This is a genomic window from Streptomyces ficellus, assembly GCF_009739905.1.
GTDB lineage: Bacteria > Actinomycetota > Actinomycetes > Streptomycetales > Streptomycetaceae > Streptomyces > Streptomyces ficellus_A.
In genome coordinates, this window is sequence record NZ_CP034279.1 from 6,006,064 (window position 1) to 6,029,825 (window position 23,762).

Consider the following 23,762-nt stretch of genomic DNA (forward strand, 5'->3'; position numbering starts at 1 on the left):
GGGTGCCCGGCGGTGGCGCCGGGCGGGCCCTCCGGGCGCGCTCGGCTCGCGTGAGCGCGCCGCCGCGCACGGCGGTCATGCGTACGTACGCGAGGCGCACCGCACCCGGCACCCGCACCCGCCCGGCCGGTCACCGCACCACGACTGCGCGCCGGGCGTCGGCGGGGCAGTCGGCCCGCCGGCCGCGGCGGCTCCGGGCCGACCGTGGGGCCGGGCCCGCCGGCCCCTGGCTCCGGGCCGCACCGCCCGACCCGTCGGCGTCAGGCCGCGGTCGGGCGGCCTTCCTGTTCGCGTTCGACCTGGTCGTTCCAGTCGCGCTTGATCGCCCGCCAGGCCTCGTCCGACTTGCCCAGGCGCCAGTAGCCCGAGATGGAGAGGCGTTCGCGGGGCACCTGGCGTTCCAGGCGGAGGTGGCGGCGCAGGTCCTTGACGAAGCCCGCCTCGCCGTGGACGAAGGCGTGCACGTCGCCGGGCGGGAAGTCGAGTGTCCGTACGGCGGTGAGGAGCGCCTCGCCGACCGGCCGGGTGCCACGGTGCAGCCAGTGGAGCTCGACGCCGGGCGGCAGTGCGATCTTCTGCTCGTCGTCGGGGGACTCGATCTCGATGAAGGCGCGCCCCACGGCGTCCTCCGGCAGCCGTTCCAGCGACGCGGCGATCGCGGGCAGCGCGCTCTCGTCGCCCACGAGGAGGTGCCAGTCCGCCGCCGGGTCCGGCGCGTACCCACCGCCCGGGCCCAGGAAGCGCACCGTCTCGCCCACCCGCGCGTTCGCCGCCCACGGGCCTGCCAGGCCCTCGTCGCCGTGGACGACGAAGTCGACCGTCATCTCCCGCTGGGCGGCGTCCCACGCCCGTACCGTGTACGTCCGCGTCGTGGGCCACTGCTCGCGGGGGAACTCCTCCCGGATGCGCGTCATGTCGAACGGCTCCGGGTACGTCACGCCGGGCGGCGCGAAGAGCAGCTTGATGTAGTGGTCCGTGAACTCGTCCGCGGCGAGCCCGGCCAGCCCGTCACCGCCGAGGACGATGCGCACCATGTGCGGCGTGAGCCGCTCGGTGCGCACCACGCGCGCCTCCTGCGCCTTGGGTGCCTTACGGGCCGGCTGATCCGCCACGGTGGTCTCCCGGGATGTTGGGTGCTTAGGCTTACCTAAGTTAACACCCGTGGCCGGGGAACGCGGCCTCAGTCCCGGAGCGTGGTGAGGAGCCGGTCGAGCGACCCGCCGAGCCCCCACCGCGCCGCCAGCCGCTCCAGCTCGGCCGCGTCACGCGGCTCCACCGGCAGCGCCGGATCGAACGAGGGCAGCGCCACGTCCCCGGCGACCCGCACCACCTTCGGCGCGACCGCCAGATACGGCCTGGCCTCGTCCAGCCGCCTGCGCTGCGCGGGCGTCAGCGCGGACCTCGGGTCGTCCACCGCCGCCAGGATCCCGGCCAAATCGCCGAACGCGTCCAGCAGCTTGGCGGCCGTCTTCTCGCCGATGCCCGGCACGCCCGGCAGGCCGTCGCTCGGGTCCCCCCGCAGCAGGGCCAGGTCCGCGTACCCCGGGCCGTCCACGCCGTACTTCCCGCGCAGCCACGCCTCGTCCGTGACCTGGAGGGTGCCCACGCCCTTGAGCGGATACAGCACCCGCACCCCGCGGGCGTCGTCCACCAACTGGTACAGGTCCCGGTCACCGGTCACGATGTCGACCGGGCCCGCCGCCCGCCCGGCCAGCGTCCCGATCACGTCGTCCGCCTCGTACCCCGCGACCCCCACCCGGGCGATGCCCAGCGCGTCCAGCACCGCCTCGATCACCGGGACCTGGGGCGACAGCGTGTCCGGCACCTCCTCCTCGTCCGGCCCCGTCTCCGTCTCCTCCGCCACCCGGTGCGCCTTGTACGACGGGATCAGCTCCACCCGCCACGCCGGACGCCAGTCCGCGTCCATACAGGCCACCAGGTCGTCCGGCCTGTGGTCCTGGACCAGCCGGGCGATGAAGTCCAGCAGCCCGCGCACGGCGTTCACCGGCGTGCCGTCCGGGGCCTTCACGGAGTCAGGAACGCCGAAATAGGCGCGGAAGTACAGAGAAGCGGTGTCGAGGAGCATCAGGCGTCGCGTCACAACCCCGATCATGCCGCACCCCACTGACACCCGGCCGCCCCGCCGGCCGGAGGGGCGGCGCCGTCCGAGGACGGTTCCGTCCCTCCGGCCGTTCGAGCGGGCCGTCCCCTTCGCGTCTTTCCCTCCCGTTGCGCTACTCGGTGGTACCGCCGCTGCGTAAGGTGGTCGCAGAGGGAGGGAGCCGAGGACATGGACGAGAAGGAGACGCTCCGGGTGGGCGTGGCCGTCCGCAGGAGGCGAAGAGCCATGGCGCTCACCCTCGCCGCGGTGGCCGCGCGCAGTGGGCTGTCCGTACCCTTCCTGAGCCAGATCGAGAACGAGCGCGCCCGGCCCAGTGAGCGCTCGCTGCAGCAGATCGCCGACGCTCTGGAGACCACGACGGTGGCGCTGCTCGACGCGGCCGACCCGGCGCGGACGGTCGACGTCGTACGGGCCGCCGGCGACCCCGGGCACGCCGGCGCGCGGGCCCTGGTGCGCGGCGAGCACCAGATGCACGCCGAGGAGTTCACCGGCGAGCACGACGCCGGGCGGGAACTCGTGCTGCGCAACGACGCCATGCTGTACGTCGCCGACGGCACCGCCCAGGTCGAGGCCGAGGGGCAGGCGTACCGGCTGGAGCGCGGCGACACCCTGTACCTGTCGGGGGGCGTACGCCACCGCTGGCGGGCGGGCGACCCCCACACCCGGGTCCTGGTGGTCGCGGTCGCCGAGCACATCGAGACCAGGACGGCCGAGCAGGGTGCGCAGACGGGGAACGGAGCCAGGGGCGCGCGGACCCGGCCGTCGAGCGAGAAGGACGCCTAGTGCGGGTCGTGTCGCTGGTCCCGTCCCTCACCGAGGCCGTCGCCGTGACGGCCCCGGGCGTGCTGGTCGGTGCCACGGACTGGTGCACCCACCCCGCCGGGCTGGCCGTCACCCGTATCGGCGGTACGAAGAACCCGGACGTCGCCGCGATCGCCGCCCTGCGCCCCGACCTCGTCGTCGCCAACGAGGAGGAGAACCGGGAGCCGGACCTCGCCGCCCTGCGCGCGGCCGGGCTGGACGTCATGGTCACCGAGGTCCGCGGCCTGGAGCAGGCGTTCGCCGAACTGGACCGGGTGCTGCGTGCCTGCGGGGTCACGGACCGGCCGCGCTGGCTGGACGAGGCGGAGGCGGCGTGGGCGGCGGTCGCCCCGGACACGCACCGCAAGGCCGTGGTGCCCATCTGGCGCCGCCCCTGGATGGTGCTGGGCAGCGACACCTTCGCGGGCGACCTGCTGGCCCGCCTCGGCGTCATGAACGTGTACGCGGACCACCCCGAGCGCTATCCGCGCGTTCCGCTCGACGAGCTGCGTGCCCGCGGCGCCGACCTCGTCGTCCTGCCGGACGAGCCGTACCGCTTCACCGCCGACGACGGGCCGGAGGCGTTCGACGGCCTGCCCGCCGCCCTCGTCGACGGCCGGTACCTCACGTGGTACGGGCCGTCACTGGCCGGGGCGCCGGCGGCGCTGCGAGCAGCACTCCTCCGGCCAGTCCACGGGCCGTCCTGACGGCCGCCGTCAGCCACGCCACCAGCAGCAGCACGTACAGCGCCACCGCCAGCCACCGCAGCCCGTCGAGCCCGGTGTGCCGCGCCAGCCCCTCGGCGCCCGTCACACACGTCCCGACCGGAAAGGTGAACGCCCACCAGGCCATCCCGAAGCCCATGCCCCGGCGCCGCGCCCGCAGCACCATCGCGCCCGCCAGCGCCAGCCACAGCAGCGCGAAGCCCATGACGGGCACGCCGTAGAGGACGGCGAGCCCGGCGGCGTGGGGCAGGCCGGGCGGTGCCGCGTCGGCGAACTGGTTGGCGGCCGTCGTGGACTGGCCCAGCGGCCCGAGCACCAGGAACAGCGTCGGCGTCAGGGCGAGCGGCAGCGGCCCGCCGGTCATCAGCCGGCCGAACACCAGCGGCAGCATCACCAGGGTCGCCAGCAGGCTCAGCCCGAACATCCCGTAGCACGCGACCAGCAGCGTCCACCGCCACTGCCCCGGCGGCAGGTGCGGCACCAGGAGCGGGCCGAGGGCCGCCGACACCATGGGCGACACGACGGGCAGCAGCCACACCGGCGAGGCGGCGTCGACCCGGTGGTGCACCACCATCAGGTACGGGACGGCCACGGCGACCGCGAGTCCGACCACCGTCCCCGCCACGTACAGGACCGCGTCGACGGCGACCGCCGCGTCCGGCCCGATGACGTCCCGGCCGACGATGACGGCGCCGCCGCCGACGGAGACCAGCGCCATGGCGAGGCAGCCGTAGAACGGGGCCACGGCCGGGTCCAGGAGGTGCGCGCGGGCCTGGTCCCGGTGGTGCCACCAGTGCGCCGAGCGGGCCGCCAGCAGGGTGAGCAGCATCAGCAGGGACAACGTCCACACGGCGGCGCAGGCGGTGCGCAGGCCCGGCACCGCGACCGGCAGCGAAGCGCCCGCGTTGGCCACGATCGCGGTCCCCATCACCGTCGCGTACCAGTTGGGCCCGAGGTGACGGACCGCCGGAGCGCGGTACACCGGGGCCGTCGGTATCGGGTGCTGCGGTGCCGGGTGCTGCGGTGTCGGGGGCTGTGCGAGGAGTGCCATGCACCCACCCTGACCTGCGTGGATGGCACCCACCAGAGATCAGTGTCCTATGACCCCATAAACTGGGGTTATGGCTATCTCGCACCGCGTGCCGGACCTCGGCGCCCTGGAACTGCTGCTCGCCGTCGCCCGGCACGGCAGCCTCGGCCGGGCGGCGCGCGAGGTCGGCATCACACAGCCGGCCGCGAGCAGCCGCATCCGCTCCATGGAACGGCAACTGGGCGTGGCACTGGTGGACCGCTCCCCGCGCGGGTCCCGGCTCACCGACGCGGGCGCCCTGGTCACCGACTGGGCGCGGCGGGTCGTCGAGGCGGCGGAGGCGTTCGACGCGGGTGCCCAGGCGCTCCGCGACCGGCGCGACTCGCGGCTGCGGGTGGCCGCGTCCATGACCATCGCGGAGTACCTGCTGCCCGGCTGGCTCATCGCCCTGCGCGCCGAACGCCCCGACACGGCCGTCTCCCTCCAGGCGGGCAACTCCACCGTCGTCGCCGCCAGCCTGCTCGCCGGGGAGGCGGACCTGGGGTACGTCGAGGGCGTCGCCGTCCCCGAGGGCCTGGACGCCGTGGTCGTCGCCCACGACCGGCTCGTGGTGGTCGCCGCGCCGTCCCACCGCTGGGCCCGCCGCCGTGCCCCGCTCACCCCCGCGGAACTGGCGGCCACGCCCCTGGTGCTGCGCGAGTACGGCTCGGGCACCCGCCAGGTCCTGGACGCGGCACTCGCCGAGTACGGCGGCCTCGCCGACCCGCTGATGGAACTGGCGTCCACCACCGCAGTGAAGGGCGCGGCCGTGAGCGGCGCCGGCCCCGCGGTGCTCAGCGAACTGGCGGTCACCGAGGAACTGTCGTCCCGCCGCCTCGTCGAGATCCCGGTGGACGGCGTCCACCTCCACCGCGCCCTCCGCGCCGTCTGGCCCACCGGCCCCCTCCCCCCGGGCCCCGCCCGCGACCTGCTGTCCCTGGCGCGGGGGTAGCGACGCCAGGTCGGCAACCGGCGTACCGGGGGCGCACCCCTCGCCGGCAGCCGTCAGGCGGACGCCGCCACCAGGCCCTGCATCACCCGCAGGTCCGCGTCCATCTCCGGGTGCCACTGGACGCCCAGCGCCCACCGGCCGCCCGCGGGGCCGCCCGACAGCTCGACGGCCTCCACCGTGCCGTCCTCGGCGTGGGCCGAGGGGGTGAGCCCGGTGCCGAGCCGGTCGACGGCCTGGTGGTGGTAGGTGGGCACCGTCACCGCCTCGGCGACGAGTGAGGCGTACCGCGTTCCCGGCACCGGCTTGACGGTGTGGGCGCCGAAGACGCCGACGCCACCGGTGTGGCCGTCCAGGTGCTGGACCAGGGTGCCGCCCAGGGCGACGTTCAGCAGCTGCATGCCGCGGCAGATGCCGAGCACCGGCGTACCGTGCGCCAGCGCCGCTTCGATCAGGGCCAGCTCCCACGCGTCCCGCTCGTCCGCGGCCGGCCCGGTGCGCGGGTCGCGGTCGGCGCCGTAACGGGCCGGGTCCACGTCCGCGCCGCCCGCGACGACCAGGCCGTCGAGGCGGGCGACCGCGTCGGCTGCGACGGCCGGGGCGTCCGGCGGGAGCATCGCGGCGATGCCGCCCGCGCCCTGGACCAGGCGCGGGTACACCTCGGGGAGCAGCGCCGCCCGCATGTCCCACACGCCCCAGGCGGCGGGGTCCAGGTAGGTGGTGACGCCGATCAGCGGCTTGGCAGGCACAGGGGTTCCTCTCAGTTGCGTTCGAGCTCGGCCTCGGCCGCGGCCAGCGCCGCGAACTCCTCCTCGGGCGCGTGTCCGACGAGACGGTGCCGACTGTAGAAGGCGAAGTACGCGAGGGCGACGACGTAGACGCCCAGCGCGATGAACGCCGCGTCCTTGTCCACCAGGAACGTCGCCACCAGCGCGGACAGCGCCAGCACGAAGGCGACGGAGGACGTCAGGATCCCGCCCGGCGTGCGGTACGGGCGCGGCAGGTCCGGTTCGCGGCGCCGCAGCACGATGTGGGACAGGGCCATCAGGGCGTAGCTGATGGTGGCGCCGAAGACGGCGATGTTCAGCATCCGCGCCCCGTCGCCGGTGCCCGCCGCCAGCGCGAAGCCGATCGCGCCCGGGATCAGCAGACCCAGGTACGGGGACTTGCGGCGGCTGGTCAGCGACAGGAAGCGCGGCAGGTAGCCGGCCCGGGACAGGGCGAACAGCTGCCGCGAACCGGCGTAGATGAGCGAGAAGAACGACGCCACCAGGCCCGCCAGGCCCGCGTAGTTCACGAACCGGCTCAGCGCGGTCGGGTCGCCGTCGCCCTGGAGGGCCACCACCAGCGGGTTGCCCGCGTCCTGGATGGCGGCCGAGCCCCGGGCACCGGTCGACGCGAAGAACGTCAGCACGGCGAGCAGGACCAGGACCATCAGCGACAGCGACAGCGCCCGCGGCATGGACCGCACCGGGTCCTTGGCCTCCTCGGCGGCGAGCGGCACGCCCTCCACGCCCAGGAAGAACCACATGCCGAACGGGAACGCCGCCCAGATGCCGAGCAGCCCGTACGGCAGCCACGAGTTCGAGCCGAACGCCGCCGGGTCGGCCGGGATGTCGTTGAGGCCGTCCGCGTGGAACTCGGTGAAGGCGCCGACCGCGAAGATGAGGAGCGCGGCGACCGCGATGGCGGTCACGACCAGGCTGAAGCGCAGTGCCTCGCCCACGCCCCACAGGTGGATGCCGATGAAGATCACGAAACAGGCGAGGTAGACGGGCCAGCCCGACTCCAGGCCGAACAGCCCGAGGGACTCGACGTAGTCGCCGATGAAGATGGAGATGGCGGCCGGGGCCAGGATGTACTCGATGAGGATGGCGGTTCCGGTGAGGAACCCGCCCCAGGTGCCGAGCGCCCGGCGCGCGAAGCCGTAGCCGCCGCCCGCGGCCGGCAGGATGGCGGACAGTTCGGCGAGTGCGTACACGAGGCAGGCGTACATCACGCCCATCAGAACGGTGGCGATGGCGAGCCCGCCGAAGCCGCCTTCGGCGAGGCCGATGTTCCAGCCGGAGAAGTCGCCGGAGACGACGTATCCGACCCCGAGCCCGGTGAGCAGCAGCCAGCCCGCGCTGCCCTGCCGCAGCGCCCGGCGCCGCAGGTAGTCGTCGGCGGCGACGGGTGTGTCCTTGGTTTCTTCCAGCGTCATGGCAGCAGTGCTCCCGCGTCGGTCGGGACCCAATGGAATGGACCCATACCTTTGCGGTGGGCGGGCGTGAGCGCAAGACCCCTGCGTTACTTTCGGGTTACGCCCGGGGCCGCTGGTGCCCGGCCCCTCACGTCAGGAAACCCCGCAGCAGCGCCGCCGTCCCCGCGCAGTGCTCCCGCATCACCTCGCGCGCCGCGTCCGCGTCGCCCTCCAGCACCGCCTCCACCAGCGCGGTGTGCTGCGCCTGCGAGTGCTCCAGGTTGCGTACGAGCAGGGGGATGCAGTCCAGCAGGTCGTTCACCGACGCCCGCACCCCGGCGTACTGCGCCATGAGCGTCGGCGAGCCCGACAGCTCCGCCAGTGTCAGATGCAGCAGCGTGTCCTGGCGCCGGTAGTCCTCCAGCGGCGCGTCGTGCGTCGCCCGCAGTGCCGTACGCAGCCGCTCGGCGCCCTCCTCGGGCAGACCGTGCGCCGCGCACAGCCCCGCCGCGCCCACCTCCAGCACCTCGCGGAAGCGCAGGGTGTCCTCCACGTCGACCGACGCGATCCGGCGCCGCAGCTCCGCCTCGCCCGAGTCGCCGGGCGTCCGGTCCCGGTGCAGCACGAACGTTCCGCCGTAGCGGCCGCGCCGGCTCTCCACCAGGCCCTGCTCCTGGAGGACCTTCAGCACCTCGCGCAGGGTGACCCGGCTGATGCCCATCCGGTCCGCCAGCTCCCGCTCCGCGGGCAGCCGCTCGCCCCCGGGCACGAGCCCGAGCCGGACGATCTGGAGGATCTGCTCCAGCGCCTCCTCGAAACCGTTGCCCGCGCGCACCGGCCGCAGCACGGGCGCCAACCGGTCCCCGGGCCCGCGGCCCGGGCTCTTCTTCGCCACCTCGCCGTTTCCCCTTCCCAAGCAATGGTCTTCCGCAATACCTTATGGCTCCCGGCTGACCGAAGGAGGAGTAATCCCGTGGCAGACCGCAAACCCCCGCTCGGCGTCGAGGAACTGCGTACCCTCGTCGCGAACGGTGAGATCGACACAGTGGTCCTGGCCTTCCCCGATATGCAAGGGCGGCTCCAGGGCAAGCGGTTCGCCGCACCGTTCTTCCTCGACGACGTACTGCACCACGGCACCGAGGGCTGCAACTACCTCCTCGCCGTGGACGTGGAGCTCAACACCGTCGACGGCTACGACATGTCGTCCTGGGCCAAGGGCTACGGCGACTTCGCCATGCGCCCCGACCTCACCACCCTGCGCCGCCTCCCCTGGAACGAGGGCACGGCGATGCTCGTCGCCGACCTCCACTGGAACGACGGCACCCCCGTCGTCGCCGCGCCCCGCCAGATCCTGCGCCGCCAGCTCGAACGGCTCGCCGGACACGGCTTCACCGCCCACGTCGGCACCGAACTCGAATTCATCGTCTTCAAGGACACCTACGAACAGGCCTGGAACGCCGACTACCGCGACCTGACCCCGGCGAACCAGTACAACATCGACTACTCCATCCTCGGCACCGGCCGCATCGAACCCCTGCTGCGCCGCATCCGCAACGAGATGGCCACCGCCGGACTGACCGTCGAGTCCGCCAAGGGCGAGTGCAACCCCGGTCAGCACGAGATCGCCTTCAAGTACGACGAGGCCCTCGTCACCTGCGACCAGCACGCCATCTACAAGACCGGCGCCAAGGAGATCGCCGCCCAGGAGGGCGTCTCGCTCACCTTCATGGCGAAGTACAACGAGCGCGAGGGCAACTCCTGCCACATCCACCTCTCCCTCCAGGACGAGGACGGCCGCAACGTCATGGCGGGCGACGGACCCGGCGGCATGTCACCGGTCATGCGCCACTTCCTCGCCGGCCAGCTCGCCGCACTCCGCGACTTCTCCCTCCTCTACGCCCCCAACATCAACTCCTACAAGCGCTTCCAGCCCGGCTCCTTCGCCCCCACCGCCGTCGCCTGGGGCTACGACAACCGCACCTGCTCCCTGCGCGTCGTCGGCCACGACCGCTCCCTGCGCTTCGAGAACCGCCTCCCCGGCGGCGACGTCAACCCGTACCTCGCCGTCGCCGGCCTGGTCGCGGCGGGCCTGTACGGCATCGAGCAGCAGCTGGAACTCCCCGAGCCGTGCGAGGGCAACGCCTACACCGCCGACTACGCCCACGTCCCCACCACCCTGCGCGAGGCCGCCGAACTGTGGGAGAACAGCCCCATCGCAAAGGCCGCCTTCGGGGACGAGGTCGTCGCCCACTACCGCAACATGGCGCGGGTCGAGCTCGAAGCCTTCGACGCCGCGGTGACCGACTGGGAGCTGCGCCGCTCCTTCGAACGCCTGTAAGGACCCCCGTGAGCACAGAGCCCACCGAGCACCTCGTCCTCAACCCCGCCACCGAAGAGGTCGTCGCGACCGTCCCGGCCACCACCGCCGCCGGCGTGGACGCGGCCGTCACCCGCGCCGCCGCCGCCCAGCGGGGGTGGGCGGCGGCGGCCCCCGCCGACCGCGCCCGCCTGCTGCGCCGGTTCGCGACCGTCGTCGACGAACACGCCGAGGAACTGGCCCGGCTGGAGGTCCGCGAGGCCGGCCACACCCTCGGCAACGCCCGCTGGGAGGCCGGCAACGTACGCGACCTGCTCGACTACGCGGCCGGGGGAGTGGAGCGTCTCAACGGCCGGCAGATCCCCGTCCCCGGCGGCCTCGACGTCACCGTCCTCGAACCCCTGGGCGTCGTCGGAGTGATCGCGCCCTGGAACTTCCCCATGCCGATCGCCGCCTGGGGCACCGCCCCCGCCCTCGCGGCCGGCAACGCGGTCCTCCTCAAACCGGCCGAGACCACCCCGCTGACCGCCCTGCGCCTCGCGGAACTCGCCCTGGAGGCGGGCCTGCCCGAGCACCTCTTCCAGGTCCTCCCCGGCGCCGGCACCGTCACCGGCGACGCGCTCGTCACGCACCCCGGCGTCGCCAAGATCGTCTTCACCGGCTCCACCCGCGTCGGCAAGAGCATCATGGCGAAGTGCGCCGGCCGGGTGAAGCGCGTGACGCTCGAACTCGGCGGCAAGAGCCCCAACATCGTCTTCGCAGACGCCGACATCGAGGCCGCGGCCGCCGCCACCCCCATGTCCTTCCTGGACAACTCCGGACAGGACTGCTGCGCCCGCACGCGCATCCTCGTCCAGCGCAGCGTCCACGACCGGTTCATGGAACTGCTGGCCCCCGCCGTCGAGGAGATCGTCGTCGGCGACCCGGCCGACGAGAAGACCCAGATGGGCCCGCTGATCTCCCGCACCCAGCTGGAGCGGGTGCGCGGACACGTCCCCGACGACGCGGCCGGCATCCGCGGCAAGGCCCCCGAGGGCCCCGGCTTCTGGTTCCCGCCCACCGTCCTCACCGGCCTCGCGCCCGACGCGCCCGCCGCCGTCGAGGAGATCTTCGGACCCGTCGCCGTCGTCCTGCCGTTCGACGACGAGGCCGACGCGATCCGGCTCGCCAACGCCACCGAGTACGGCCTCGCCGCCTCCATCTGGACCCGCGACGTCGGCCGCGCCCTGCGCGTCTCCGGCGCCGTCCGGGCCGGGAACCTCTCCGTCAACTCCCACTCCAGCGTCCGCTACTGGACCCCGTTCGGCGGCTACCAGCAGTCCGGCCTCGGACGGGAGCTCGGCCCCGACGCCCTCACCGCCTTCACCGAAACCAAGAACGTCTTCATCAGCACGGAGGCCTGACCGACATGACCGACAACACTGTGTGCCGCCGCCTCGCCGGCCGGACCGCCGTCATCACCGGCGCCGGCAGCGGCATCGGCCTGGCCGCCGCCCGCCGCCTCGCCTCCGAGGGAGCGAACGTCGTCTGCGGCGACATCGACGAGCAGGCCGGCAAGGCCGCCGCGGACGAGGTCGGCGGCACCTTCGTACGCGTCGACGTCACCGACGCCGAGGAGGTCGACGCCCTTTTCAAGGCCGCGTACGACACCTACGGCAGCGTCGACATCGCCTTCAACAACGCGGGCATCTCCCCGCCCGACGACGACTCCATCCTCACCACCGGCCTGGAGGCCTGGAAGCGCGTCCAGGAGGTCAACCTCACCTCCGTCTACCTCTGCTGCAAGGCCGCCATCCCCTACATGCAGCGCCAGGGCCGCGGCTCCATCATCAACACCGCCTCCTTCGTCGCCATCATGGGCGCCGCCACCTCGCAGATCTCCTACACCGCCTCCAAGGGCGGCGTCCTCGCCATGTCGCGCGAGCTGGGCGTGCAGTTCGCCCGCGAGGGCATCCGCGTCAACGCCCTGTGCCCCGGACCGGTGAACACCCCGCTCCTCCAGGAGCTGTTCGCCAAGGACCCCGAGCGCGCGGCCCGCCGCCTCGTCCACATCCCCGCCGGGCGCTTCGCCGAGGCCGAGGAGATCGCCGCCGCCGTCGCGTTCCTCGCGAGCGACGACTCGTCCTTCGTCAACGCCACCGACTTCCTCGTCGACGGCGGCATCTCCGGCGCCTACGTCACCCCCCTGTAGTTCACCCGCCCTCCACCTTCCCGACAGCCGGGCGTCGCACGACGCCCGGCTGTCCTGCATAGACCAGGAGCGTGTACGTGACCGACCTACGCCGCTGGGCCGTCGCCGCGGCCGCCTTCGCCCTGACCGTCACCGGCCTCACGGCCGCGTCGACGACCGCCGGCGCGCAGCCCCGGCCCTGCCCGCGCCTGCCCGCGTCCGACGGCTGGTACGGCGACAACCGGGCGCGGCTCCAGCAACTGATCGACCGTCACGGCCGCTGCGGCGGCAACCGCGTCGACGGCCCCGCACCCGTCGCCGTCTTCGACTGGGACAACACCGTCATCAAGAACGACGTCGGCGACGCCACCATGTTCTGGCTCCTGCGCAACAGCAGGATCCGCCCTCCCCGCGACGGCGACTGGCACACCACCAGCCGCCATCTCACCGACGAGGCCGCCGCCGCCCTCGCCGGAGCCTGCCCCAACCCCGGACGCGGCACCGGCGTACGCGCCACCCTCCCCACCGCGACGGACACCGACTGCGCCGACGAGATCCGCAGCGTGTACGCGGACGGCACGACCACCCGCGGCGAGACGGCCTTCAGCGGGTTCGACCACCGGCGCATGGAGCCCCAGTACGCCTGGTTCGCCCAGCTCCTGCACGGCTGGACGCCCCGCCAGATCCGCGCCTTCGCCGAGGCCGCCCGCGCCGAGAACCTCACCGCGCCCATAGGCGCCGAACAGCGCGTCGGCAGCACCGACGTCACCGGCTGGGTCCGCTACTACGACCAGCAGCGCGACCTCGTCCGTACCCTCCACGGGGCCGGCTTCGACGTGTGGATCACCTCCGCCTCGCCGGAACCCGTCGTCGACGTCTGGGCGCGGGGCGCCGGCATCCGGCCCTCCCGGGCCATCGGCATCCGCAACGTCGTGGAACACGGCCGCCTCACCGCGCGGCTGAAGGGCTGCGGCACCGTCCCCGACGGCGACGACTCGATGATCACCTATATAGACGGCAAACGCTGCTGGATCAACCAGGAGGTCTTCGGCGTACGCGGCGCCGCCGCCGAGCGCGTCCAGCCCGCCCACCGCAGGCAGGTGTTCGCCGCGGGCGACTCCGACACCGACATCTCCTTCCTGCGCGACGCGACCGCCCTCCGGCTGGTCCTCAACCGCAACAAGAACGAAGTGATGTGCCGGGCCTACGACAACGCCGACGGCCGCTGGATCGTCAACCCCATGTTCCTCCACCCCAACCCGCGCAAGACCACCCCTTACCCCTGCGCCACCACCGGCTACACGGCGTCCGACGGCACCCCCGGCCCCGTCCGCCGGGCCGACGGGAGCGTCGTACCGGACCAGCCGGACACCGTGCCCGCCGCCTAAGCTGACCGCATGAGCATGTCGAGCCCGCCCGGCTGGTACCCGGATCCCGGCAACCCCGCCGCCGAGCACTGGTGGGACGGCACCGCCTGGACCGGGCACACCCGCGCCTCCACCACCGCGAGGGCCACCCGGCCCGCGGAGCGACGGCCCCGCCGCACCCTCGGCATCGCCGCCGCGATCGCCACGGTGGCGGCGGTCGCCGTGGCGGCCGTCGTCCTCCGCCCGGGCGACGAGCCGGCCGCCGGCGCGAGGAACAGCCCCGCGCCGCCCCGGGCGAGCACCGCGCCCGCACCGCCGCCCCCGTCCGCGTCCCCCACCGACGGCGACGAGGACGACCCCACCGCCGTCGTCGACCAGCTCAACGGCATCACCCTGCCCGTACTCGACGGCTGGGAGAAGCCCGAACGCACCACGGACGACCTGCCGACCGTCTCGACCGTCGCCGACGACCCCTGCCCCGCCGCGAGCAGCCGCCGGTGCACACGCGGCTCGGTCTCCGCCATGACCGCCACCGCGGTCGCCGCCACCGACGACCCCCGGGCCATCGCCCTGGAGGACATCGGGAAGGCCGCCGACCGCGCCTACGAGGAGGACGTCCTCGGCGTCCGCCCCCACGGCGGCATCCGCTCCCACGAGGTGGTCGCCGACCGGCCCGCCGTCGTCGCCGGACGCACCGGACACCTGGTCCGCTGGCGGGTCACCACCAACGAGGGCCCCGGCGGATACGTCCAGTCCCTGGCGTTCCCCTCGCCGCGCGGCAGCGAGTCGCCCGTCATCGTGCGGTACGTCTTCTCCGCCGGGCCGGGCGCGCCGCCGCCGGCCACCATGGACGAGATCACCCGCGGCATCCGCCCCATCGGCAGCTCGACCGGCGGCGGCGTGGGCAGCACCATGGGCCCCTGAGCGGCCGGCCGGTCAGAGGAACGTCCGGCCCTCGCCCCGGTACGTCGGCACGGACGCCGTGACCCGGTCGCCCTCGATCAGGTGCAGCGTGCCGAACCGCTCGCACAGCTCGCCCGCCTTCGCGTGCCGGAACCACACCTTGTCGCCGATCAGCAGATCGTCGGCGGGGGACCCCAGCAGCGGGGTCTGCACCTCGCCCGCCCCCTCCTGCGGGTCGTAGCGCAGCCCCTCGGGCAGGTACGGGACCGGCGACCGGTCCTGGCCCGCCACACCCGACGCGGGGTACCCCCCGCCCAGCACCGTGACCACGCCCAGCCCCGGCCGGCGCACCACCGGCTGCGCGAACAGCGCCGCCGGGCGGCCCGTGAACGACGTGTAGTGGTCGAACAGCCGCGGCAGGAACAGCCCCGACCCGGCCGCGATCTCGGTCACCGCCTCCTCGGCCGCCGTGTGCTGCACGCTCCCGGTCCCGCCCCCGTTCACGAATCGGAGGTCCGGCGCCACCTCCCGCACCGCCGCCACCACGGCCGCCCGGCGCGCCGCCAGCTCCCGGCGGGCCGCGGCCTGCATCACCCGCACCACCCGCGACCGCACCGGCCGCCCCGCGACCGCGTCGCCCACCCCGGCGACATGCCCCTCGTACGCCATCAGCCCCACCAGCCGGAACCCCGGCCTGCGGGCCACCGACCGGGCCAGCTCCGCCACCTGCGCCGGCGTGCGCAACGGCGAACGCCGCGCCCCGACCCTGACCCGGCCGCCCAGCAGGTGCAGCGACGTGTCCAGCTCCAGACACACCCGCACCTCCTCCGCGCCGCCGTCCCGGGCCCGGTCGATCAGCTCCAGCTGCGCCGGGTCGTCGACCATCACCGTCACCGCGCCCGCGAGCTTCGCGTCCCCCGCGAGCTCCGCGAAACCGGGGCGGTCCGCCGAGGGGTACGCCAGCAGCACGTCGTCGAACCCGGCCCGCGCCAGCCACAGCGACTCGGCGAGCGTGTACGACATCACACCGGCGAACCCCTCGCGCGCCAGCACCCGCTCCAGCAGTGCCCGGCAGCGCACGGACTTGCTCGCCACCCGGACCGGCTTCCCGCCGGCCCGGCGCACGAGGTCGGCGGCGTTCGCGTCGAACGCCTCCAGGTCGACGACGGCCACGGGCGCGTCGAGATGGGCGGTGGCCCGGTCGTACCGGGCCCGGTCAGCGGCACGCGGAGTCATGGCCAGAGCCTGCCAGAACCGTCTACCCGGGGGTAGGGGGACGATCCGGTCAGATCCGCCCCGACCTGCGGTCTCGTTCCCGCCCCGGTGCGCACAGCCCGTAGAGTTACCCACGCGCTGACGAACGGGCCTGCCCCGCAAGGCGATCCGTACGGCAACCGAGGGGGGCGGATGAGCACCGAGGCACGACACCCGTCCTCCCGCCCGGCCCCCGCCGACCGCCGCCCTCCCATACCGCCGCGCCCCACGACACCCCCCGCCCAGGCACCCACGCAGGCACCCGCGCCCGGCCCGGCATCCGCCGCCCCCGCCCGCTGCCCGAGCAGGTGGCGGCCCGGCCGCCGAGCGGTCGGGCTTCCGCGCCTTCCGCGCCCGGTGCACGGACCGCGTCCGGTCCGGGTACGGCGTTCGCGGCTGCGACGTCCCCGCCCGGCGCCGGGCCGGCCGTGGCGCCCACCCGGCCGCCGGGTCCGCGTACCGGCTCGACCGGACCCGCCTCCCCGGCGCCCGGCGCCCCGCCCGTCGAGACCACCGCCCGGCTGCGTCCCGTGCCGCCCGCCGCCCCGCAGGGCGAACCGGCCGCCACCCCGCCCACGCGGCGGCGGCCCGTCGGGGCCGTGGACCTGACCCCGCGGCCCGGAGCCGGATCCGGGAGCGCCCCGGCGGCCGCGCCCCGGCCGCACTGGGTGCCGCCCGAGACGCCCGCCGAGACCACCACCCGCCTGCGCCCCGTGCCCGCCAGGCGTCCGGGCCGGACCGCGGGGGCCGTCGCGTGCCTGGTGCTCGGGCTCGGGCTGACCGGCGGAGCCGCCGCCGGGGCGTGGCTCGTGGGCGACTCGGCGGCCCGGTCCGCCGACCGTTTCACCGAGGCCCGCGGCCTCTGGCACGACGTCCCCGTGGACACGCTCTTCCCCCGCACCCTCGACGGCGAGGGCGCCGGACCGGGACGCGCCGACCGCACCTGGACGCGCGTCGCCGTCGCGCCCGACGGGCCCTGCACGGGTGCCCTCGACCCGCTGCTGCTGCGCACCGTGCAGCCGGTGGGGTGCGAGCGCGTGCTGCGCGCCACGTACACCGACGCCACCTCCACCAGCGTCACCACCGTCGGCCTGGTGTTCACCGACGCCGACCGCCCCGCCATGACCGCGCTGCGCGAACGCTTCGCCGGCGAGAGCCTCGACGAGCGCACCGACCTCCTGCCGCGCACCCTCGCCGCCCCCGGCACCGTCGCCGCCCGCTTCGGCGACGAGCAGCGGGCCAGCTGGCGGGTGAGCGTCCTCACCGACGTACCCGTCATCGTCTACGCCGTGTCCGGCTTCGCCGACGGCAGGACGGTCGACGACCCGCAGCCCGCCGCCGAGGCGATGGCCGAGGGGCAGACGAGCACGCCCGCGCAGGCGGGGCTCGGCCACGACGCCGACGGCATCGCCGACCGCATCGAGCGCGGCATCCGTACGACCGCGACGACCGGCAAGGCCACGCAGGAGCCCCGTTGACCCACCGGACCAGCCCCCGGACCGCGCACCGGACCCACCCGCCCCGCCGCCCACGCCGTACCGCCGTCGTCGCCGCCCTCGCGGCCACCGCGTTCGCCGTGCTCCCCGCCGCGCCCGCCCACGCCGACACCATCCGCGCCCAGCAGTGGGGCCTGGAGGCGATGCACACGACCGAGGCGTGGCGCACCACCAAGGGCGCGGGCATCACCGTCGCCGTCCTCGACACCGGCGTCGACGCCACGCACCCCGACCTCGAGGGCAACGTCCTGCCCGGCAAGGACCTCATCGGCTTCGGCGCCAAGAGCGGCGACCGCGCCTGGGCCCGCCACGGCACCGCCATGGCCGGCATCATCGCCGGGCACGGGCACGGCCCCGGCCGCGAGGACGGCGTCCTCGGCATCGCACCCGAGGCGAAGATCCTCCCCGTCCGCGTCATCCTCGAAGGCGGCGACCCGGCCCGCGCCAAGGCCCGCAACACCCGGGGCACCGCCCTCGCGCAGGGCATCCGCTGGGCCGTCGACCAGGGTGCGGACGTCATCAACCTGTCCCTCGGCGACGACAGCGAGACCGCCCACCCCGACGCGGGCGAGGACGCCGCCGTCCAGTACGCCCTCTCCAAGGGCGCCGTCGTCGTCGCCTCGGCCGGCAACGGCGGCGACAAGGGCGACCACATCTCGTACCCCGCCGCCTATCCCGGCGTCATCGCGGTCACCGCCGTCGACCGGTTCGGCACCCACGCCGCCTTCTCCACCAGCCGCTGGTACGCCACCGTCAGCGCGCCCGGCGTCGACATCGTCATCCCTGACCCCGACCGCAAGTACTACGAGGGCTGGGGGACCAGCGCCGCGTCGGCGTTCGTGTCGGGCGCCGTCGCCCTGGTCAGGTCCGCGCACCCGGGCCTGACCCCGGCCCAGGTCAAGAAGCTGCTCACCGACACCGCCCGGGAGCGCCCCGCGGGCGGCCACGACATCGACAAGGGCTACGGGACGGTCGACCCGGCCGCCGCGATCCAGGCGGGCGCCAAGCTGCGCCCGGCCGACCTGAAGGCCGCCACCGCCGGCTACGGCAAGCGGTACTTCGGCCCGGGGCCGGCGGCCGCGTCCGGCGAGGACGAGGGCGCCGGCCTGCTCGCGCCCGTCAGCGGCGGCCTCGGCGTGCTCCTGCTGGCCGCCGCGGTCGTCCTGTGGCGCGGGGGCCGCGCCACCGGGCGCTGACGCCCGCGGCTAGGCTCGTCGCGTGGCGCTCAAGAACATCCCTGACCCCGGTTTCTCCGACGACGACGGCACCGCCGACCCGGCGCTGGCCGAGGCCCTCGCGGCCTGGGCCGCGGACCGGGCCGCCGAGCCGCGCGTCCTCGCCGCCCTCAAGGACGCCCGGCTGCTCGTGCCCGTCGTCGCCGTCCTCGGGGAGGTCGAGGAGGACGAGGCGACCGGCCTGCGCCGCGAGAAGACCAGCGACATGGCCGTGCCGACGCTCACCGCCGGTGACCGCCGCGCCCTGCCCGCCTTCACGTCCCTGGCGTCGCTCGCCCTGTGGGACCCGGCCGCCCGCCCCGTCGCCGTACCCCTGCACCAGGCGCTCCAGGCCGCCGCCCACGAGAAGGCCGACACGCTCGTGCTGGACCTCGCCGGGCCGGTGCCGTACCAGCTGACCGGTCCCGCGCTGCTGGCGCTCGCCGAGGGCCGCACCTCCACCGACCCGCTCGCCGACCCCGCCGTCACGGCCGCGGTCCGCGCCGTGGTCGCCGCCGAGCCCTCCGTCCTGCGCGCCCACCTCGGCCCCGGCACCGCGGACGGCACCCTCGCCCTGGTGCTCGCCCCCGACGCGCCGCCCGCCGGGGCGGCCCAGCGCGTGGCCCGCGCCCTGGCGGCGGACGAAACACTGAGGGCCCGCCTGGTGCGCGGCCTCGACCTGGCAGTCCTGCCGGCCACGGCCACGCCCCCGGGCGAGCCCTTCTACGTGAAGGCCTGAGGGCGGCTCAGCCGTACACCGCGCCCGTGTACTTCTCGCCCGGCCCCTGGCCCGGCTCGTCCGGGACGAAGGAGGCCTCGCGGAACGCCAGCTGGAGGGACTTCAGGCCGTCGCGCAGCGGCGCGGCGTGGAACGAGGAGATCTCGGTGGCGCCCGCGTCGAGCAGGCCCGCCAGCGCGTGGATCAGCTTGCGCGCCTCGTCGAGGTCCTTGTACTGGTCGCCCTCCTCGGTGAGGCCGAGCTTGACGGCGGCGGCGCTCATCAGGTTGACGGCGACCGTCACGATCACCTCGACCGCGGGGACCTCCGCGATGTCGCGGGTCATGGTCTCGAAATCGGTGGTCTCGGCGGCGGAGGCGTTGCTCGGCGTTGCGTCACTCATGGGGCCCACGATATGCGCCCCGCCACGGTTCGCCGCACCCGGCGGGAACTGGTAACCTGGTGTGACGACCGGCCGGACACGACTCGTGCTCCGGCCCACAAGTGGAGGCTCCGATCTCCCACCTGACCGTCCTCCGGGACGGCGGGTCACCGGTCAGGCGGCCACCATCGTTCCGTACGGACGATGGAGCCGCCCGATGTGCGCCCCGCGGTACGCCGTGGCGGTGCTCCGGTAGCACGTGGAGCCCCGCCTGTGTCCCGTCCGGGGCATTTTTCATGTGCCGGCGCGGTTGGTCTCACTAAAACAGACGTTACGCGTCCGTCCGCCAGGCGTTCGCGTGGTGCTACCGAGGAGGATCCATCAGCGCCGAGCCCCGCATCAACGACCGGATTCGCGTTCCCGAGGTGCGACTTGTCGGTCCCAGCGGCGAGCAGGTCGGGATTGTTCCGCTTGCCAAGGCCCTGGAGCTTGCGCAGGAGTACGACCTCGACCTCGTCGAGGTCGCGGCGAACGCCCGTCCGCCGGTCTGCAAGCTCATGGACTACGGGAAGTTCAAGTACGAGTCGGCCATGAAGGCCCGTGAGGCGCGCAAGAACCAGGCGCACACGGTCATCAAGGAGATGAAGCTCCGGCCGAAGATCGACCCGCACGACTATGACACCAAGAAGGGTCATGTCGTCCGGTTCCTCAAGCAGGGCGACAAGGTCAAGATCACGATCATGTTCCGTGGTCGCGAGCAGTCCCGGCCGGAGCTCGGCTACCGGCTGCTGCAGCGGCTCGCGGAGGACGTCCAGGAGCTCGGCTTCATCGAGTCGAACCCCAAGCAGGACGGCCGGAACATGATCATGGTTCTCGGCCCGCACAAGAAGAAGACCGAGGCGATGGCCGAGGCCCGCGAGGCGCAGGCCGCCCGCAAGGCCGAGCGCCAGGGCCAGCCCGCCCACGCCGACGAGGCCGTGCACGCGGACGAGCCCGCCGACGAGGCCGCCGAGGCCTGATCCCGGGCAGCCGCCCAGGGTCCAACCGACACACATGACGCTCCCGAGGGCCGGTCCCCGGACCGGCTGGGAGCGCCACTGACGAGGAGAGAACGGCGCTATGCCGAAGAACAAGACGCACTCCGGTGCCAAGAAGCGCTTCAAGGTCACCGGCTCCGGCAAGATCCTGCGCGAGCGCGCCGGCAAGCGCCACCTGCTCGAGCACAAGTCGTCCAAGCTGACGCGTCGCCTCACCGGCAACGCCGAGATGGCCCCGGGTGACAGCGCCAAGATCAAGAAGATGCTGGGCATCTGACTGACCTCCGCCCCCGGCCCACGGGGGCAGCCCGACACCGGGACCCATATCGTTTCCGGGCCGTGTGAGTCCACCCACGGCCCCGCTACAAGGAGTTAACAAGTGGCACGCGTCAAGCGGGCAGTCAACGCCCACAAGAAGCGCCGGGCGATCCTCGAGCAGGCCAGCGGCTACCGCGGTCAGCGTTCGCGCCTGTACCGCAAGGCCAAGGAGCAGGTCACCCACTCGCTGGTCTACAACTACAACGACCGCAAGAAGCGCAAGGGCGACTTCCGTCAGCTGTGGATCCAGCGCATCAACGCCGCTGCCCGCGCCAACGGCATGACGTACAACCGCCTCATCCAGGGTCTGAAGGCCGCCAACATCGAGGTGGACCGCAAGATCCTGGCCGAGCTCGCGGTCAACGACGCCAACGCGTTCGCCGCGCTCGTCGAGGTCGCCCAGAAGGCGCTCCCGAGCGACGTCAACGCCCCGAAGGCCGCCGCCTGACCCGTCAGGCCGCAGTTCTTCACCCCGGACCCGCAGGCCCCGAGCCTGCGGGTCCGGTCTGTTCCACCCCGTCGCGTACGAGAAGAGAGCCGCCGACCACATGGGCACCCCCGAGCTGATCTCCCCCCGTTCCCCGCGCGTCATCGCGGCGCGGCGGCTCGCCAAGCGCAACTTCAGGGGCAAGGAGCGCCGGTTCATCGCGGAGGGCCCCCAGGCGGTGCGCGAGGCCGTCGCGCACCGCAGCGCCGGCGAGCCGACCCTGCTGGAGCTGTTCACCACGGTCGAGGCCGCCGAGCGGTACGCCGACATCGTCGAGGCCGCCCGCGCCACCGGCGCCCGCGTCCACCACGCCTCCGACGCCGTGCTCGCCGAGGTCTCGCAGACCGTCACCCCGCAGGGGCTGCTCGGGGTCTGCCGGTTCCTGGACTCGCCGTTCGAGGAGATCCTCGCCGCCCGCCCCAAGCTCGTCGCCGTCCTCGCCCACGTACGCGACCCCGGGAACGCCGGGACCGTGCTGCGCTGCGCCGACGCGGCCGGCGCCGACGCCGTCGTCCTCACCGACGCCTCCGTCGACCTCTACAACCCCAAGGCCGTGCGCGCCTCGGTCGGCTCCGTCTTCCACCTGCCCGTCGCGGTCGGGGTCCCCGTGGAGCAGGCCGTCGCCGGGCTCAAGGGCGCCGGGGTGCGGATCCTCGCCGCCGACGGGGCCGGCGAGGACGACCTGGACGCCGAGCTCGACGCGGGCACCATGGGCGGCCCCACCGCCTGGATCTTCGGCAACGAGGCGTGGGGCCTGCCCGAGGAGACCCGCGCCCTCGCGGACGCCGTGGTGCGCGTCCCGATCCACGGCAAGGCCGAGAGCCTGAACCTCGCGACCGCCGCCGCCGTATGTCTCTACGGCTCCGCCCGTGCGCAGCGTGCTGCCGGAGGGTGCCGCTCCGTCACCTCCAGCTAGTAGGGTGACGGGTTCGGGGGCCCGCTGCGTCGGACGGAGGGGTGGGGGACGGGGATGACGGTCGGCACCAGCAGGCCCGCCGCGCGGAAGGGCGCTTTACTGGGCGCGGCGGCGGACGCGGACGCATCCGGTGGCCCCGGCGCGTCCCAGGGGCCCGGCACCGGGCTGCCCGCCATCGACCCCGACGACCTCCCCGACGGGCTCGTCGTCGCCGACGAGAACGGCCGGGTGGTGTGCTTCAACGCCGCCGCCGTACGCCTCACCGCCGTCGCCCGGGCGGACGCGCTCGGGCAGCCGCTGGAGCGGGCGCTGCCCCTGGAGGACCTCAAGGGCCGGCGCTGGTGGGCGCTGACCGACCCGTACGGAGGCCTCGCGATCCGCGTCGGGCAGCCGGAGCGCAACCTGCTGCTGCCGGGCAACCGGGAGGTCCTCGTCGCCGCCCGCTACGTGCGCGACGAGCCCCTGGGGCCGGTCCGGAAGGTCGTCGTCTCCCTGCGCGGCACCGAGGCGCGGCGGCGGACCGAACGCAGCCACGCCGAGCTGATCGCCACCGTCGCCCACGAACTGCGCTCCCCGCTCACCTCCGTCAAGGGCTTCACCGCCACCCTGCTCGCCAAGTGGGAGCGGTTCACCGACGACCAGAAGCGGCTGATGCTGGAGACCGTCGACGCCGACGCGGGCCGCGTCACCCGGCTGATCGCCGAACTCCTCGACATCTCCCGAATAGACTCCGGCCGCCTCGAGGTGCGCCGCCAGCCGGTCGACGTCGCCGCCGCCGTCGGCCGCCACGTCCAGGCGCACACCACCCGCGGCCAGTCCCCGGACCGCTTCCTCGTCCGGGTGCGGGGCCCGCTGCCCGATCTGTGGGCCGACCCCGACAAGATCGACCAGGTCCTCGGCAACCTCCTCGAAAATGCCGTGCGCCACGGCGAGGGAACCGTCACCATCGAGGTGGCCCCCACCGGCCCCACCGACGACGAGAAGGGAACGGCCGTCACCGTGAGCGACGAAGGCCCCGGCATCCCCGAGGAGTCGATGGGCCGTGTCTTCACCCGCTTCTGGCGGGGCAGCAAGCGCGGCGGAACCGGCCTCGGCCTGTACATCGTCAAGGGCATCGTCGAGGCGCACGGCGGCACCATCACCGTCGGCCGCGGACCCGCCGGTGGCGCCCAGTTCCGATTTACCCTGCCCGTGGGCGCCCCGGCCTATCTCACCCAGTGAGGGCCGCGCACGCGTCCACGGGCTGATCCACGGCTCATCCGCCTGCCCACACCCCGTTAGACTCGTCCTTTGGCACCTTTGCGTCCTCGGTCGTCGAGCGGGGGCCCCAGCCAG

At 74.2% G+C, this 23,762-nt stretch carries 24 protein-coding genes; 16 read left to right on the forward strand and 8 right to left on the reverse strand.

Going from position 1 to position 23,762, the window contains the following annotated elements; all coding sequences use genetic code 11:
• Positions 1-260: 260 nt before the first annotated feature.
• Both EIZ62_RS26900 and EIZ62_RS26905 read right to left on the reverse strand, forming a co-directional pair.
• On the reverse strand, positions 261-1,112 hold the full coding sequence (locus EIZ62_RS26900) for a siderophore-interacting protein (protein ID WP_208828062.1): 852 nt from the start codon (positions 1,110-1,112) through the stop codon (positions 261-263).
• A gap of 68 nt (positions 1,113-1,180) precedes the next feature.
• A complete protein-coding gene (locus EIZ62_RS26905) occupies positions 1,181-2,086 on the reverse strand; it encodes a 5'-3' exonuclease (protein ID WP_156696617.1) in 906 nt (301 codons plus the stop codon).
• 204 nt (positions 2,087-2,290) lie between these two features.
• Here EIZ62_RS26905 and EIZ62_RS26910 point away from each other — a divergent pair, with 204 nt between their 5' ends.
• Together EIZ62_RS26910 and EIZ62_RS26915 are read left to right on the forward strand one after the other, a co-directional pair.
• A complete protein-coding gene (locus EIZ62_RS26910; RefSeq protein WP_156695265.1) occupies positions 2,291-2,905 on the forward strand; it encodes a helix-turn-helix domain-containing protein in 615 nt (204 codons plus the stop codon).
• Positions 2,905-3,630, forward strand: a complete 726-nt coding sequence (locus EIZ62_RS26915) for a helical backbone metal receptor (RefSeq protein WP_156695266.1) — start codon at positions 2,905-2,907, stop codon at positions 3,628-3,630. Before EIZ62_RS26910 ends, EIZ62_RS26915 begins: the two co-directional genes overlap by 1 nt.
• On the opposite strand, the gene EIZ62_RS26920 is transcribed toward EIZ62_RS26915, so the two are convergent.
• Positions 3,548-4,699, reverse strand: a complete 1,152-nt coding sequence (locus EIZ62_RS26920) for a TDT family transporter (protein WP_156695267.1) — start codon at positions 4,697-4,699, stop codon at positions 3,548-3,550. The genes EIZ62_RS26915 and EIZ62_RS26920 overlap by 83 nt on opposite strands.
• 70 nt (positions 4,700-4,769) lie before the next feature.
• Between EIZ62_RS26920 and EIZ62_RS26925 the strand changes: the two genes are divergently transcribed.
• Positions 4,770-5,669 (forward strand): LysR family transcriptional regulator, encoded by a 900-nt coding sequence (locus EIZ62_RS26925; protein WP_208828064.1) that lies wholly within the window; start codon positions 4,770-4,772, stop codon positions 5,667-5,669.
• A 53-nt stretch (positions 5,670-5,722) separates the two neighbouring features.
• On the opposite strand, the gene EIZ62_RS26930 is transcribed toward EIZ62_RS26925, so the two are convergent.
• The 3 genes from EIZ62_RS26930 to EIZ62_RS26940 all read right to left on the reverse strand — a co-directional run bounded on the left by EIZ62_RS26930 (position 5,723) and on the right by EIZ62_RS26940 (position 8,743).
• Positions 5,723-6,415, reverse strand: coding sequence for a gamma-glutamyl-gamma-aminobutyrate hydrolase family protein (locus tag EIZ62_RS26930; RefSeq protein ID WP_156695268.1), 693 nt, complete (start codon positions 6,413-6,415; stop codon positions 5,723-5,725).
• 11 nt (positions 6,416-6,426) lie between these two features.
• Positions 6,427-7,869, reverse strand: a complete 1,443-nt coding sequence (gene eat / locus EIZ62_RS26935) for an ethanolamine permease (protein ID WP_156695269.1) — start codon at positions 7,867-7,869, stop codon at positions 6,427-6,429.
• A gap of 127 nt (positions 7,870-7,996) precedes the next feature.
• A complete protein-coding gene (locus EIZ62_RS26940; RefSeq protein WP_156695270.1) occupies positions 7,997-8,743 on the reverse strand; it encodes a FadR/GntR family transcriptional regulator in 747 nt (248 codons plus the stop codon).
• 78 nt (positions 8,744-8,821) lie between these two features.
• On the opposite strand from EIZ62_RS26940, the gene EIZ62_RS26945 reads away from it, so the two are divergent.
• The 5 genes from EIZ62_RS26945 to EIZ62_RS26965 all read left to right on the forward strand — a co-directional run bounded on the left by EIZ62_RS26945 (position 8,822) and on the right by EIZ62_RS26965 (position 14,626).
• Positions 8,822-10,186: a glutamine synthetase family protein gene (locus tag EIZ62_RS26945; protein ID WP_156695271.1), complete on the forward strand. Its 1,365-nt coding sequence runs from the start codon at positions 8,822-8,824 to the stop codon at positions 10,184-10,186.
• An 8-nt stretch (positions 10,187-10,194) separates the two neighbouring features.
• A complete protein-coding gene (locus EIZ62_RS26950; RefSeq protein WP_156695272.1) occupies positions 10,195-11,568 on the forward strand; it encodes an aldehyde dehydrogenase family protein in 1,374 nt (457 codons plus the stop codon).
• Positions 11,569-11,573: 5 nt separating this feature from the next.
• Positions 11,574-12,356 carry a 3-oxoacyl-ACP reductase gene (locus tag EIZ62_RS26955; protein WP_208828066.1) on the forward strand — a complete coding sequence of 261 codons (783 nt, stop codon included), beginning with the start codon at positions 11,574-11,576 and terminating at the stop codon, positions 12,354-12,356.
• Positions 12,357-12,433: 77 nt separating this feature from the next.
• Positions 12,434-13,723, forward strand: a complete 1,290-nt coding sequence (locus EIZ62_RS26960; protein ID WP_156695273.1) for an HAD family hydrolase — start codon at positions 12,434-12,436, stop codon at positions 13,721-13,723.
• Between the two features lie 9 nt (positions 13,724-13,732).
• A complete protein-coding gene (locus EIZ62_RS26965) occupies positions 13,733-14,626 on the forward strand; it encodes a DUF2510 domain-containing protein (protein ID WP_156695274.1) in 894 nt (297 codons plus the stop codon).
• Positions 14,627-14,638: 12 nt separating this feature from the next.
• On the opposite strand, the gene EIZ62_RS26970 is transcribed toward EIZ62_RS26965, so the two are convergent.
• Entirely contained in the window at positions 14,639-15,841 is a 1,203-nt protein-coding gene (locus tag EIZ62_RS26970; protein WP_156695275.1) for an amino acid deaminase/aldolase, read from the reverse strand.
• 446 nt (positions 15,842-16,287) lie between these two features.
• Here EIZ62_RS26970 and EIZ62_RS26975 point away from each other — a divergent pair, with 446 nt between their 5' ends.
• The 3 genes from EIZ62_RS26975 (at position 16,288) to EIZ62_RS26985 (ending at position 19,308) form a co-directional block, all read left to right on the forward strand.
• Positions 16,288-17,337, forward strand: coding sequence for a hypothetical protein (locus tag EIZ62_RS26975; RefSeq protein WP_341873987.1), 1,050 nt, complete (start codon positions 16,288-16,290; stop codon positions 17,335-17,337).
• A 98-nt stretch (positions 17,338-17,435) separates the two neighbouring features.
• Positions 17,436-18,551 carry a type VII secretion-associated serine protease mycosin gene (mycP, locus tag EIZ62_RS26980; protein WP_244376304.1) on the forward strand — a complete coding sequence of 372 codons (1,116 nt, stop codon included), beginning with the start codon at positions 17,436-17,438 and terminating at the stop codon, positions 18,549-18,551.
• 22 nt (positions 18,552-18,573) lie between these two features.
• The gene (locus EIZ62_RS26985; RefSeq protein ID WP_156695277.1) at positions 18,574-19,308 is read left to right on the forward strand and encodes an SseB family protein; all 735 of its coding nucleotides are present in this window, start codon (positions 18,574-18,576) and stop codon (positions 19,306-19,308) included.
• Positions 19,309-19,315: 7 nt separating this feature from the next.
• On the opposite strand, the gene EIZ62_RS26990 is transcribed toward EIZ62_RS26985, so the two are convergent.
• Positions 19,316-19,690 carry a DUF1844 domain-containing protein gene (locus EIZ62_RS26990; protein ID WP_156696621.1) on the reverse strand — a complete coding sequence of 125 codons (375 nt, stop codon included), beginning with the start codon at positions 19,688-19,690 and terminating at the stop codon, positions 19,316-19,318.
• A 359-nt stretch (positions 19,691-20,049) separates the two neighbouring features.
• Here EIZ62_RS26990 and infC point away from each other — a divergent pair, with 359 nt between their 5' ends.
• The 5 genes from infC (at position 20,050) to EIZ62_RS27020 (ending at position 23,648) form a co-directional block, all read left to right on the forward strand.
• A complete protein-coding gene (gene infC, locus EIZ62_RS27000) occupies positions 20,050-20,688 on the forward strand; it encodes a translation initiation factor IF-3 (protein ID WP_156695278.1) in 639 nt (212 codons plus the stop codon).
• A 100-nt stretch (positions 20,689-20,788) separates the two neighbouring features.
• Positions 20,789-20,983 carry a 50S ribosomal protein L35 gene (rpmI, locus tag EIZ62_RS27005; protein WP_041128339.1) on the forward strand — a complete coding sequence of 65 codons (195 nt, stop codon included), beginning with the start codon at positions 20,789-20,791 and terminating at the stop codon, positions 20,981-20,983.
• Positions 20,984-21,085: 102 nt separating this feature from the next.
• The gene (gene rplT, locus EIZ62_RS27010) at positions 21,086-21,472 is read left to right on the forward strand and encodes a 50S ribosomal protein L20 (RefSeq protein WP_064068121.1); all 387 of its coding nucleotides are present in this window, start codon (positions 21,086-21,088) and stop codon (positions 21,470-21,472) included.
• Between the two features lie 100 nt (positions 21,473-21,572).
• A complete protein-coding gene (locus tag EIZ62_RS27015; RefSeq protein ID WP_156695279.1) occupies positions 21,573-22,427 on the forward strand; it encodes a TrmH family RNA methyltransferase in 855 nt (284 codons plus the stop codon).
• Positions 22,428-22,481: 54 nt separating this feature from the next.
• The gene (locus tag EIZ62_RS27020; protein ID WP_156695280.1) at positions 22,482-23,648 is read left to right on the forward strand and encodes a sensor histidine kinase; all 1,167 of its coding nucleotides are present in this window, start codon (positions 22,482-22,484) and stop codon (positions 23,646-23,648) included.
• Positions 23,649-23,762: the final 114 nt, after the last annotated feature.